Source organism: Rahnella sp. JUb53 (genome assembly GCF_004346065.1).
Taxonomy (GTDB): domain Bacteria; phylum Pseudomonadota; class Gammaproteobacteria; order Enterobacterales; family Enterobacteriaceae; genus Rahnella; species Rahnella variigena.
This window is the reverse complement of sequence record NZ_SLYT01000013.1, coordinates 121,868-134,816: the sequence shown is the minus strand read 5'-3', so window position 1 is coordinate 134,816 and position 12,949 is coordinate 121,868. Positions and strand designations below refer to the sequence as shown.

General features: G+C 53.0%; 12 protein-coding genes and 2 tRNA genes. 12 read left to right on the top strand and 2 right to left on the bottom strand.

What is annotated here, in order from left to right:
• The first annotated feature begins 18 nt into the window (after window positions 1-18).
• From EC840_RS22975 to yjfF, 6 genes are all read left to right on the top strand, one after another.
• Window positions 19-95: transfer RNA gene (locus EC840_RS22975), tRNA-Asp, on the top strand.
• Between the two features lie 52 nt (window positions 96-147).
• Window positions 148-223: transfer RNA gene (locus EC840_RS22970), tRNA-Trp, on the top strand.
• A gap of 404 nt (window positions 224-627) precedes the next feature.
• Window positions 628-1,584: a galactofuranose ABC transporter, galactofuranose-binding protein YtfQ gene (gene ytfQ / locus EC840_RS22965; protein WP_112290278.1), complete on the top strand. Its 957-nt coding sequence runs from the start codon at window positions 628-630 to the stop codon at window positions 1,582-1,584.
• 111 nt (window positions 1,585-1,695) lie between these two features.
• Window positions 1,696-3,177, top strand: coding sequence for a galactofuranose ABC transporter, ATP-binding protein YtfR (ytfR, locus tag EC840_RS22960; RefSeq protein ID WP_207914785.1), 1,482 nt, complete (start codon window positions 1,696-1,698; stop codon window positions 3,175-3,177).
• A 10-nt stretch (window positions 3,178-3,187) separates the two neighbouring features.
• Window positions 3,188-4,207 (top strand): galactofuranose ABC transporter, ATP-binding protein YtfT, encoded by a 1,020-nt coding sequence (gene ytfT / locus EC840_RS22955; RefSeq protein ID WP_132967184.1) that lies wholly within the window; start codon window positions 3,188-3,190, stop codon window positions 4,205-4,207.
• Entirely contained in the window at window positions 4,207-5,193 is a 987-nt protein-coding gene (yjfF, locus tag EC840_RS22950) for a galactofuranose ABC transporter, permease protein YjfF (protein WP_113878114.1), read from the top strand. The genes ytfT and yjfF overlap by 1 nt, the downstream gene beginning before the upstream one ends.
• An 11-nt stretch (window positions 5,194-5,204) precedes the next feature.
• Here yjfF and hdfR read toward each other — a convergent pair whose 3' ends face one another.
• Window positions 5,205-6,029: an HTH-type transcriptional regulator HdfR gene (gene hdfR, locus EC840_RS22945; RefSeq protein WP_112290284.1), complete on the bottom strand. Its 825-nt coding sequence runs from the start codon at window positions 6,027-6,029 to the stop codon at window positions 5,205-5,207.
• Window positions 6,030-6,147: 118 nt separating this feature from the next.
• On the opposite strand from hdfR, the gene EC840_RS22940 reads away from it, so the two are divergent.
• A complete protein-coding gene (locus tag EC840_RS22940; RefSeq protein ID WP_112290286.1) occupies window positions 6,148-6,486 on the top strand; it encodes a DUF413 domain-containing protein in 339 nt (112 codons plus the stop codon).
• A 25-nt stretch (window positions 6,487-6,511) separates the two neighbouring features.
• Here the strand turns inward: EC840_RS22940 and EC840_RS22935 are convergent, their stop codons facing one another.
• The gene (locus tag EC840_RS22935) at window positions 6,512-8,047 is read right to left on the bottom strand and encodes a YifB family Mg chelatase-like AAA ATPase (protein ID WP_132967182.1); all 1,536 of its coding nucleotides are present in this window, start codon (window positions 8,045-8,047) and stop codon (window positions 6,512-6,514) included.
• Window positions 8,048-8,414: 367 nt separating this feature from the next.
• Between EC840_RS22935 and EC840_RS22930 the strand changes: the two genes are divergently transcribed.
• From EC840_RS22930 to EC840_RS22910, 5 genes are all read left to right on the top strand, one after another.
• On the top strand, window positions 8,415-9,653 hold the full coding sequence (locus EC840_RS22930; RefSeq protein WP_129637832.1) for an MFS transporter: 1,239 nt from the start codon (window positions 8,415-8,417) through the stop codon (window positions 9,651-9,653).
• 132 nt (window positions 9,654-9,785) lie between these two features.
• Window positions 9,786-9,887: an ilv operon leader peptide gene (ilvL, locus tag EC840_RS22925; protein WP_015699153.1), complete on the top strand. Its 102-nt coding sequence runs from the start codon at window positions 9,786-9,788 to the stop codon at window positions 9,885-9,887.
• Window positions 9,888-10,034: 147 nt separating this feature from the next.
• Entirely contained in the window at window positions 10,035-11,699 is a 1,665-nt protein-coding gene (gene ilvG, locus EC840_RS22920; protein WP_132967181.1) for an acetolactate synthase 2 catalytic subunit, read from the top strand.
• On the top strand, window positions 11,696-11,959 hold the full coding sequence (ilvM, locus tag EC840_RS22915; RefSeq protein ID WP_013577547.1) for an acetolactate synthase 2 small subunit: 264 nt from the start codon (window positions 11,696-11,698) through the stop codon (window positions 11,957-11,959). The genes ilvG and ilvM overlap by 4 nt, the downstream gene beginning before the upstream one ends.
• A 16-nt stretch (window positions 11,960-11,975) precedes the next feature.
• Window positions 11,976-12,905: a branched-chain amino acid transaminase gene (locus EC840_RS22910; protein ID WP_132967179.1), complete on the top strand. Its 930-nt coding sequence runs from the start codon at window positions 11,976-11,978 to the stop codon at window positions 12,903-12,905.
• Window positions 12,906-12,949: the final 44 nt, after the last annotated feature.

Genomic DNA, 12,949 nt, shown 5'->3' with positions numbered 1-12,949 from the left:
GCGTGTGAAAGAACCGGTGGAGCGGTAGTTCAGTTGGTTAGAATACCTGCCTGTCACGCAGGGGGTCGCGGGTTCGAGCCCCGTCCGTTCCGCCAATTATTTGATTATGCCTGCTAATTTTAGCAGGCATAATGTTAAGCGTAATTTAGGGGCGTAGCTCAGTTGGTAGAGCACCGGTCTCCAAAACCGGGTGTCGCGAGTTCGAGTCTCTCCGCCCCTGCCATATTGAAACCCTTCGCGAAAGCGAGGGGTTTTTTTTCGTCTGTAATTTATCCTCCTTTCTTATCGCGCTCATTAACCCCTCAATAAAACCCATGTCTTGCCGGTTTTTGCACCATTTCGGCTCAATGCGCTCCATTTTCCTGGTTGTTTTTTGTCATGTTTTGGCTGAATACATGCACTAATTGATTGTTCTCCCCGTATGTGACCCCGCTCATGCTCCCTTTTTCCCAGTGTACTAAACCTAATCATCGTCCTGTGACGACAAACCGCCCCTGACAATACTGTTTTCATTCTTTTTCCTGACGTCGTGTCGAGAGGAATGAACACTGAGGTCGGGTGAACGTCCTGGCCGTACCCTACGAGTCATAACAAAAAGTAGCTCAGACTACACGCGAGGAAAGAAACATGTACAAACGCTTAATTGTGGCAGCAGCAGTGGCAACAGCACTTTGTGGCGCGGCTCATGCAGCTCCGCTGGTTGTTGGTTTTTCGCAGATTGGCTCTGAGTCTGGGTGGCGTTCTGCGGAGACAAAAGTGGCTAAGTCCGAGGCCGAAAAACGCGGTATCACACTCAAAATTGCTGATGCTCAGCAGAAACAAGAAAACCAAATCAAAGCCATACGCTCCTTTATCGCTCAGGGTGTGGATGCCATCTTCATCGCGCCGGTCGTGGCCACCGGGTGGGCTCCTGTTCTGACGGAAGCTAAAGAAGCCAAGATCCCGGTATTCCTGTTAGACCGTACTATCGAAGTCAGTGATCCTTCTCTCTACACCGCCGCAGTGGCTTCGGACAGCGTATATGAAGGCAAAGTGGCCGGAGACTGGTTGGTCAAAGATGTCGCCGGTAAGCCGTGTAATGTTGTTGAATTACAAGGCACCGTGGGCGCAAGCGTCGCCTTAAACCGTAAACAAGGCTTTGCCGATGCGCTGAAAGCTGCGCCAAACGTCAAAATTATCCGTTCACAATCTGGTGACTTCACCCGTAGTAAAGGTAAAGAAGTCATGGAAAGCTTCATCAAGGCTGAGCAAAACGGTAAGAACATTTGTGCTGTTTACGCCCATAACGATGACATGGCAATCGGTGCGATTCAGGCCATTAAAGAAGCCGGCCTTAAGCCGGGTTCGCAGATTAAAATTGTTTCAATCGATGGCGTTCCTGACATCTACAAAGCGATGCTGGCCGGTGAAGCGAATGCTTCTGTTGAGCTGACGCCTAATATGGCGGGCCCTGCATTTGATGCTCTGATTGCAATGAAAAAGGATGGCACTCAGCCTAAGAAATTCATTCAGACTCAGTCTGCGCTTATCCTGCCGGATATGGCTCAGAAAGAATACGACATGAAAAAAGACATGGGTTATTAAGCCGGTTTACCGGCTTGCCTCAGCGGCAGGCCGGTAAAAATTATTCCCTTTTCGCCCCCTGGCGAATGCAGCAGGAGTAGTGACGTGACGGATAATCCTGGTTCAGAAACACTGCTTGAGGTCCGCGGTTTATCCGTAGAATTTCCCGGCGTTAAAGCGCTGGAAAATGTCGACTTCACGCTCGAACGTGGCGAAATAGTGGCACTGTTAGGTGAAAACGGTGCGGGCAAGTCCACGATGATTAAAGCGCTTACCGGTGTTTATAAGCGCTCTTCCGGACAAGTTTTTCTCAACGGAAAATCGATTGAACCGGTCAATACTGCTGATGCTCAGTCGCTTGGGATCGGCACGGTATATCAGGAAGTTAACCTTCTGCCGAATATCTCTGTCGCCGCTAATCTCTTTATCGGGCGCGAACCGACCCGCTTCGGGCTGGTCAATCAGCGCAAGATGGAACAACAGGCCGAATCCCTTCTGGAAGGTTATGGTCTGCATCTGGATGTCAGCCAGCCTCTTTCCACTTATTCCATTGCTATCCAGCAAATCGTGGCCATTGCCCGCGCTGTCGATCTTTCAGCGCAAGTCTTAATACTCGATGAGCCAACAGCCAGCCTGGACGCCAAAGAAGTCAGCATGTTGCTCGATATTCTTGTTCAGCTGCGTGACAAAGGCGTGGGGATGATCTTCGTGACGCATTTCCTCGACCAGGTTTATCGAATCAGCGACCGGATAACGGTTTTACGTAACGGTAAACGGGTGGGATCTGAACGTACTGTTGATCTGCCACGTATCGATCTGGTGCCAATGATGCTGGGACACAGCTTTGATGAAAGCCTGCTAAAACGTACCGAGCATCGCAATGTGACGGGCGAGCCTTTGGTCGATTTCAAAGATTATGGCCGTCGTGGGGTCATTGAAAATTTCAACCTGAAAGTACGGCGTGGCGAAATCGTAGGGCTGGCAGGTTTGCTGGGATCAGGGCGAACAGAAACGGCGCAGTTGATCTTCGGTATCAAGGGACATGACAGCGGCAGCGCGCAGGTTGATGGCAAACCCGAAACCATCAGCACCCCCCGCAAGGCCGCGAAGCTTGGGTTTGGTTATTGCCCGGAAGATCGCAAAACGGATGGGATTATCGGTGCCGCCACAGTGCGTGAAAATATCATCCTTGCCTTACAGGCTCAGCGCGGCTGGTTGCGACCTCTTCCCATGAAAGAACAGCACCAGATAGCCGAAAAATTCATCAAACTGCTCGGTATCCGCACACCCGGTACGGAGCAGGAAATTCAGTATCTCTCCGGCGGTAATCAGCAAAAAGTGCTTCTTTCCCGCTGGCTTGCGACCAATCCCCGTTTCCTCATTCTCGACGAACCCACCCGCGGCATTGATGTGGGGGCGCATGCAGAAATCATCCGTCTGATTGAGAAACTTTGCGATGAAGGGCTGGCCTTACTGGTCATTTCATCTGAACTGGAAGAACTGTCGGGCTATGCCGACCGCATCGTGGTGTTACGCGACCGTCGTCATGTGACAGAAATAGAGCAGGCTGAAATCTCCGTACCAGCCATTATGAAAGCCATTGCGGCGCAATGAGGAGATATCAATGAGCAACAGGAGTCTGCCAATGACGGGAAGACCGCGCAAAGTAAGATTTGTATTTCCTAAGGGTGCCATGCAAATCGGCGCTTTCGTCGCCATATTAATCATCGACAGCCTAGTCGCCCCCGGATTTTTCTCTATTCATATTCAGGATGGCCGCCTGTTTGGCAGCCTGGTAGATATATTCAACCGCGGGGCGCCTGTAGCACTGCTGGCTCTGGGGATGACGCTGGTTATCGCGACCGGCGGGATCGACCTTTCCGTCGGGGCTGTGATGGCGATAGCGGGTGCGACGGCGGCGGCCATGACCGTACAGGGCTATCCGCTGGCGATGGTATTGCTGGCATCAGTTGGTGTTGGTGCGATATGTGGCTTGTGGAATGGATTTCTGGTCGCAGTCCTGCAAATACAACCGATCGTTGCCACGCTGATGCTGATGGTCGCCGGAAGGGGGATCGCACAGTTAATAACGGAAGGACAGATTGTCACGTTTGAACATAACGGTTTATCGCAGTTTGGCAGTGGTTCGCTGTTTTATCTGCCGATGCCGGTGATCATTGCCGTCGTCATGCTGGTGCTGGTCTGGGCGCTGACGCGCAAAACGGCGCTCGGGTTGTTTATCGAATCGGTGGGTATCAACATCCGCTCTGCTTATAACGCTGGCGTAAACGCCCGTCTGGTGCTGATTTCCACTTACGTCATCTGCGGGATTTGCGCGGCTGTTGCAGGTGTGATTGTGACCGCGGATATCCGCGGTGCAGATGCCAATAACGCCGGTTTATGGCTGGAGCTTGACGCTATTCTTGCCGTCGTCATCGGTGGCGGCTCGTTGCTGGGCGGCCGTTTTAACCTGCTTCTTTCGGTAGTCGGTGCGCTGATTATTCAGGGAATGAATACCGGCATTCTGCTCTCCGGCTTTAAACCCGAATTCAATCTGGTACTGAAAGCCCTTGTGGTTCTCGCCGTACTGGTGGTTCAGTCACCCCGCGTCTCGCTCAGTAATCTGTTCCGGAGGAAGGGATAATGCTTAAAAGAAATCTGCCCCTGCTGATTACTATCTTGGTGTTCCTGGCCGGATACGCTTATTGCTTCACGCAGTTTCCGGGCTTTGCTTCCACGCGTGTCTTCTTTGATTTACTGACGGACAACGCCTTCCTGGGCATTGTCGCGGTCGGTATGACGTTCGTTATTCTCTCCGGCGGTATCGACCTTTCCGTGGGCTCTGTTATCGCTTTCACGGGCGTATTGCTGGCGAAACTGATAGGCACTTACGGTGTTGCGCCCGGTTACGCGTTTGTCATTGTGCTTTTGATGGGCGCGTTGTTCGGGGCGCTGATGGGCTGGATTATTGATACGCTGAAACTGCCGGCTTTCATCATCACGCTGGCGGGCATGTTTTTTGTGCGCGGAATGAGTTTTATCGTCTCGGAAGAATCGTTGCCGATTAACCATCCGGTTTATGATTTCCTCGCCAATTATGCCTGGAAAATGCCCGGAGGCGGCCGTTTCACTTTGCTGGCTCTGGTCATGTTGCTGGTGGTGCTGGGCGGGATTATTCTGGCGCATCGCACGCGATTTGGTAACAACGTCTATGCCGTCGGCGGAAGTAACGTTTCGGCTGCGCTGATGGGAGTGCCGGTTCGCCGAACCACGATTTATATCTATATGCTCTCAAGTTCGCTGGCCGTGTTATCCGGCATCATTTTCTCGCTGTACACATCTGCAGGGTATGCACTCGCTGCCAGCGGTGTAGAGCTCGATGCTATCGCTTCTGTCGTCATTGGCGGTACGTTGCTGAGCGGCGGCGTAGGCACAGTGTTGGGCAGCTTGTTTGGCGTGCTCATTCAGGGGCTGATACAAACCTACATCACTTTCGATGGCACACTCAGCTCGTGGTGGACCAAAATCGTGATGGGTGTGTTGCTGTTCATCTTCATCGGATTGCAAAAAGGTATGGGTACCTTCTGGACAGCCAGAAGAGCGCGCCATCCGCGGCCTGAACCGTCTTGAGGCCGGACGGTTCAGAGATTAGTGATCAGCGGCGTTTTGAGTAACTGACGGATCAGAACCTGCTGATCGCTGGTTTGCAGCCAGACGGCGTACAGCGGGCGGATCACCGGAGGGATCTCTTCATGCACCGACAGCTGCGGATATTCCTTCGCCCAATGCGCGGGCAGGAAAGCGCAACCGCCGGTGTTTTCCAGCAACTGGCGCGTCAGATGCGCAGACGTTGTGGTCAGCACCGGTTCCTGATCGCTGTTTTGCAGCTTTTCCTGCTGAGGAAAGTCCGCACCCCATTCCAGTTTCACATACGGTGGATGTTCTTCCCTGACCGTTTTCTGTGATGAAAAAAGTCGTAACGAGAAATTACCTAACAGCTGGCTTGAAAGCTCATCCATCTTCGGCGGTTCAGTGGTGATCAGTAAATCCAGTTGTCTTTCATGCAATTGTTTGACCAGAGACTGGCGAAGGGCGATGCGTGCCTCAAGTCTCAGTGCGCCGCGCTGCGTGTAAAGCGATTGCAGCCACGGGGTCAGATAGGCTTCCCAAAGCGAGGCCGTTGCCCCAATCGACAATTCAGTGTGCTGTAACGAACGTACCACCTCTTTTTTTGCCATCTGCCAGGTCGACATCAGATTCTCAGCATAAGGCAGCAGGCGTTCTCCTGCGGGCGTTAACCGGATGTTGTTGCGATGCCGTGTGAACAAATTGGCGCCAAGTTGGGTTTCCAGTTGTCGGATACGAAAACTGACGGCAGATTGCGTCAGATATAGGGATTCCGCCGCCCGACCAAAGTGGCGAGTTCTACTGACCTCCAAAAAGGTTTTCAGTAATTCCGTGTCCAAAACTATCTCCAATATTTTTTGTCGTTAAGATTTAAATGTTTTGTTTTACACAATGTCAAGCCTAACTAATACTCCGCGCCATAACAGCACGACCATGAGAGAATTAGGAGCGTGTCAGATGGCGGAAAGCTTCACCACGACAAATCGTTTTTTTGATAATAAACATTACCCTCGCGGGTTCTCCCGGCATGGCGATTTCACCATTAAAGAAGCGCAAATGCTAGAACGTTACGGCTTTGCCTTTAACGAGCTGGATCTGGGAAAACGTGAGCCTGCTAACGACGAAGAAAAACTGTTCCTGGAGGTTTGCCGCGGTACGCGTGAACCTGTGACAGATGCAGAAAAAGTGTGGAACAAATACATTGTCCGCACCCGTCGTCCGAAGAAATTCCACACGTTGTCTGGCGGTAAACCGCAGGCTGACGCTGTAGAAGACTACACGGAAAGCGATGACTAATGAAACGGGGCGATGCCCCGTTTTTTTATGCCAGACTCTTATGCAGAGTTAACAATAGCCTATCCATGCTGCGATAGCTTAGCGCCTCAGCAATATGCCGTCGTTCAATCTCCTCAACACTACCCAAATCAGCCAATGTTCTCGCGACTTTCAGAATGCGATGCCAGGCTCTTACCGATAAACCCAGCTTATGCAGTACCTCTTCCAGGAACTCTGCGTCTGCTTTGGCTAACACACAATACGTTTCCACTTCGCTGCTGCTCAGATGCGCATTGATTTTCCCCGCGCGGTTTAACTGTATTTCTCTGGCGTTCAGTACCCGTTCCCGCACTTGTGCGCTGTTTTCCCTCAGAACAGGCGTATGGTTTTGCTGACTCAAAATACCGGGCGGCAGGAGCGGGACTTCAATCGACAGATCGAACCGGTCGAGGAAAGGCCCCGAAAGCCGGCTCAGATAGCGTAAAACCTGCTGTGGCGGCGTGCGGTTGTGGATGCCCTGATAATGTCCGGTCGGGCTGGGATTCATCGCTGCAATCAACTGCGCTCTTGCGGGATAGCGGACTTTCGCCCGTGCGCGGGAAATGGTGATTTCGCCGGATTCCATCGGCTGGCGCAAAGCATCCAGAACCTGCCGCTGAAATTCAGGCAGTTCATCGAGAAACAGCACACCATTATGGGCCAGCGATATTTCTCCTGGTCTGGGCAGCGAGCCACCTCCGACCAGCGCACTCATCGACGTGCTGTGATGCGGTGCCCGAAATGGCCGCACGCGTGAAAAACCGCCGTCTTCCTCCGGGTTATACACCAGACTGGCGATAGCTGCGGTTTCTAACTTTTCCTCATTGGTCAGCGGTGGCAACAATCCCGGCAACCGGCTCGCCAGCATGGTTTTTCCGGTGCCCGGCGGTCCTATCAGCAATAAATTATGGCCGCCTGCCGCCGCGACCTCCAGTGCGCGCTTGGATTGTTCCTGCCCGATGATGTCTGAAATGTCCGGCTGATGTGCCGGAATGGCCGGGTGAACGGGAAATTCGATGGCCGGCAAATTATCTTCGCCCTGCAAAAACGCACAGACCTGCAATAAGTGCCCGGCCACCCGCGCGACACCGGGATCGAGCAGCGTCATTTCCGTTTGATTACTTTGCGGCAGGATCAATATCCGGCCTGCTTTCTGCGCCTCAAGTGCTGCTGGTATCGCACCATTTACGCTGCGTAGCGCACCAGAAAGCCCGAGTTCGCCCACAAACTCGTACTCCTCAAGCTTATCCCCCTGAAGCTGCTCTGAGGCCACCAGAATCGCCAGCGCAATGGATAAATCATACCGGCCACCTTCTTTCGGCAAATCGGCTGGCGCAAGATTCACGGTGATGCGTTTTGCCGGAAAGATGAATCCGCAGTTGATGATGGCGCTGCGAACCCTGTCTCTGGCCTCTTTGACGGTGGTTTCCGGTAAACCGACCAGCGTCAGAGCCGGTAAACCGTTGCTGATATGTACCTCGACCGAGACGCCGGGCGCCTGAACACCCAGTGAGGCGCGGGTATACACCACGGCTAATGACATGCTTTTTCCTTTGCTGTGAGATTTCCTGGGGGGCAGCATGCCTGAGCCTGAAACACTTGCGGGGAGAAGATTTGCACGATGCGTAACATCGCGGATAAATATTCTGTAAGTCAGTGGGTTAACACAGACAGATGCGAAGCGTATCGCAACCGCAGCAATACTCATTAACAGTTTGATGTGTTCGGAAACAAATTAGCCCGCTAATTAAGTTGCTGGTTATACAGGCTGAGGTGTTTAATTTAATTGTATTTAACAATAAATAAACAAATACGAATCATTGATTAACATCTCGCGGCCTTACTGAGGGTTTTCCGGAACGCCCCGGTGAGCGCATAACCTACAGCTATTCCGGAATAGGGATACACCCATGTTTGGTTGGACTTCTCGGCAGCGTAACGTTGCCATCGCCAGTTTTCTGAGCTGGACTCTCGATGCTTTTGACTTCTTCGTTCTGGTCTTCCTGCTCAGTGATATTGCCACGGCGTTTCAGGTTGATATCAAACAGGTCACGCTGGCTATCCTGCTGACACTGGCCGTGCGGCCAATCGGTGCGCTGCTGTTCGGGCGTGCTGCGGAGAAATACGGGCGCAAACCGGTTCTGATGGTCAACATCGCGCTGTTTTCATTCTTCGAGTTGTGTACCGCAGCGGCGCCTTCGCTGACCGTATTCCTGATCCTTCGCGTCATTTACGGCATTGCGATGGGCGGTGTCTGGGGCGTGGCCTCTTCGCTGGCGATGGAAACCATTCCTGACCGCTCACGCGGCATGATGTCGGGGATTTTCCAGGCGGGTTATCCCTTTGGTTATTTGCTGGCCGCCGTGGTGTACGGCTTATTGTTTGATGTGGTGGGCTGGCGCGGAATGTTTGTGATTGGTGCGGTGCCGATTTTCCTGCTGCCATTTATCTGGTTCAAAGTGCAGGAATCACCGGTCTGGCTGGCAGCGCGGGAACGCAATGAAAGCACGGCTCTGATGCCGGTGCTGAAGAAAAACTGGAAGCTGTGTGTCTATCTGGTGGTGCTGATGGCGGGCTTTAATTTCTTCAGTCACGGTACGCAAGATCTCTATCCGACCTTCCTGAAAGTTCAGCACGGTTTCGATGCACATACCGTCAGTTTAATCGCCATAAGCTACAATATCGCGTCAATTATCGGCGGGATCTTCTTTGGTTCGCTTTCTGAAAAGATTGGTCGCAAGAAGGCGATTATTATTGCCGCACTGCTTTCACTCCCGGTCATTCCTCTATGGGCATTTTCCGGCGGTTCGTGGATGCTGGGACTCGGGGCGTTTCTGATGCAGTTTATGGTGCAGGGCGCATGGGGCGTGGTGCCGACTTATCTGACAGAACTGGTGCCCGCCAACACCCGCGCGGTTCTGCCGGGATTTGTTTACCAGCTCGGCAACCTGATTGCGTCAGTTAATGCGACGCTTCAGGCCTACATTGCCGAAAGCCATGGACACAATTACGGACTGGCGATGGCGATAGTAGCCGGTACTGTCGCCATTCTGATTTCGGTTCTGGTGGCCTTTGGCCGGGATACCCGCGGAAAAGCCATTGCCGGAGCAATAAATAATCAGAAGGTCAGCGATCGCGCTAAGGTTTGATTTATCAGACGATTTCCTGCGAATTGTGCAACGGACTGCAAATAATAACGCAAGAAAAATGTTGTCATTAAATAGCTGACTGTGATAACTCTGTAGGCAATCGTTCGCAATATGAATTATAGAAACCTAAAAATGAAAGCCCTTCTCCTCGTAGTTAGCCTAGTCGTGATTAGCGTGGTGGTGATTATTATCCCACCGTGCGGGGCTGCACTTGGACGAAGAAAGGCTTATTAAACAAGCCTGAACCTGAAAAGAAACCCCGCACCGAAAGGTCCGGGGTTTTTTTTTGGGTCAGGAATTTCAGAGAACAGTGAAGCGGGGTCGGAAAATGAGCAACAGCATAATATTCTGCACTTGTCGCAAAAAGGCAGGAGAATAAGGATGAACGGAGCACAGTGGGTAGTACAAGCGTTGCGTGCGCAGGGTGTAAATACAGTATTTGGATATCCTGGCGGGGCAATCATGCCGGTATACGATGCATTGTATGACGGCGGCGTGGAACACCTGTTGTGCCGGCACGAGCAGGGCGCCGCAATGGCTGCCATCGGCTATGCCCGTTCAACCGGAAAAGTTGGCGTCTGTATCGCCACTTCTGGTCCTGGCGCGACCAACCTCATCACCGGTCTGGCCGACGCGCTGTTAGATTCTGTTCCGCTGGTGGCTATCACCGGTCAGGTTGGCTCCGCATTCATTGGTACCGATGCTTTCCAGGAGATCGACGTTTTAGGCTTGTCTCTGGCCTGCACCAAACACAGCTTCCTGGTTGAATCGCTGGATGCATTGCCGGAAATCATGGCGGAAGCTTTTGCTATCGCCACTTCAGGGCGTCCGGGGCCGGTTCTGATCGACATCCCGAAAGACATCCAGCTGGCGACCGGAGAATTGCCGCCACACTTGCTGGCGGTGGAAGAAACCTTCCCGCATCCGGTGGCTGAACTGCAACAGGCCAGCGCGATGATCGCTGCGGCGCAAAAACCGATGGTCTACGTCGGCGGCGGCGTGGGGATGGCGCAGGCAGTTCCGGCCTTACGTGAATTCATCTCAGCAACCGGTATCCCGGCCGTAGCCACGCTGAAAGGGCTGGGCGCACCGGATGCCACTGACCCGTGCTATCTGGGAATGCTGGGTATGCACGGCACCAAAGCCGCTAATCTGGCGGTTCAGTCCTGCGATTTACTGATTGCCGTTGGTGCGCGTTTTGATGACCGGGTGACCGGCAAGCTGAATACCTTTGCGCCAAACGCGGCCATTATCCATATGGATATCGACCCGGCCGAACTGAACAAACTGCGTCAGGCGCACGTAGCGTTGCAGGGCGATCTGAATGCTCTGTTACCTGCGCTTTACTCACCGTCTAAGAACGGCCAACCGCTGAATATCAGCGCATGGCGTGACGAAGTGATGACGCTGAAAGCGCAGGGCGAATGGCGCTACGACCATCCGGGCGAAGCGATTTATGCGCCGCTGTTACTGAAACAAATCTCTGATCGTAAATCTGAAAATACCGTCGTGACTACCGACGTCGGTCAGCATCAGATGTGGACCGCGCAGCACATGCAGTTCAGCCGCCCGGAAAACTTCATCACCTCCAGCGGTCTGGGCACGATGGGCTTTGGCGTTCCGGCGGCCGTCGGCGCACAGGTTGCCCGTCCGGACGACATGGTGATCTGCGTTTCCGGCGACGGCTCGTTCATGATGAACGTTCAGGAGCTGGGCACCATCAAACGAAAACAGTTGCCCGTCAAAATCCTGCTGCTGGATAACCAGCGTTTAGGGATGGTCCGACAGTGGCAGGAACTGTTCTTCGACGGACGCTTCAGTGAAACCAACCTTTCTGATAATCCCGATTTTGTAACGCTGGCCAGCGCATTCAACATCCCCGGCCAGCGTATCCACCGTAAAGACCAAGTCGATGCCGCTCTGGACGCGTTCTTCAACAGCGAAGGCCCGTATTTGCTTCAGGTTTCCATCGACGAAAATGAGAATGTCTGGCCGCTGGTTCCACCGGGCGCAGGCAACGAAACCATGTTGGAGAAAATGTCATGATGCAGCATAACGTCTCAATCCAGGCCCGTTTCCGCCCTGAAATGTTAGAACGCGTATTACGCGTTGTCCGCCACCGTGGTTTCCAGGTGTGCGCGATGAACATGACCCCGATGGTCAACGCGGAAAACATAAATATCGAATTGACCGTTGCCAGTCAGCGCCCGGTAGATTTACTGTCATCACAGTTACGCAAACTTATGGATGTCGCTTGTGTCGAGATCCAGCAACATACATCACAACAAATACGCGCGAATGCGTGAGTAAAGGAACGAAAGAATGACGAAGAAAGCTGATTACATTTGGTTCAATGGCGAGATGGTTCCGTGGGCAGAAGCGAAGGTTCACGTCATGTCACACGCACTGCATTACGGCACATCCGTATTTGAAGGCGTGCGTTGCTACGACTCCCATAAAGGCCCGGTCGTATTCCGTCACCGTGAACACATGCAGCGTCTGCGCGATTCCGCAAAAATCTACCGTATGCCGGTTTCTCAGAGCGTGGATGAGCTGATGGAAGCTTGCCGCGAGACTCTGCGCAAAAACAATCTGGTCAGCGCGTATATTCGTCCGCTGGTATTTGTCGGCGAGGTGGGTATGGGCGTTAACCCGCCGGACGGCTACAAAACTGACGTGATCATCGCCGCCTTCCCTTGGGGCGCGTATCTGGGCGAAGAAGCGCTGGAGCAGGGCATTGACGCAATGGTGTCTTCCTGGAACCGCGTTGCCGCCAACACCATTCCAACTGCCGCGAAAGCCGGTGGTAACTACCTGTCCTCATTGCTGGTCGGCAGCGAAGCACGTCGCCACGGTTATCAGGAAGGTATCGCGCTGGACGTTCACGGTTATGTCTCTGAAGGCGCAGGTGAAAACCTGTTTGAAGTGAAAGACGGCATTCTGTTTACACCTCCGTTCACCTCTTCCGCCCTGCCGGGTATCACCCGTGACGCGATTATTAAACTGGCGAAAGACATGGGTCTGGAAGTTCGCGAACAAGTTCTGTCCCGTGAATCCCTGTATCTGGCTGACGAAGTCTTCATGTCCGGTACTGCCGCAGAAATCACGCCAGTTCGCAGCGTCGATGGCATTCAGGTTGGCATCGGCAAACGTGGTCCGGTCACCAAACAAATTCAGGATGCGTTCTTCGGCCTGTTCACCGGCAAAACCGAAGATAAATGGGGTTGGCTGGATCCAATCAACCCACAGTAATTACCCGTCATCCTTCAGGCTGCTTCTGCGTTGGCTGCCTTTAT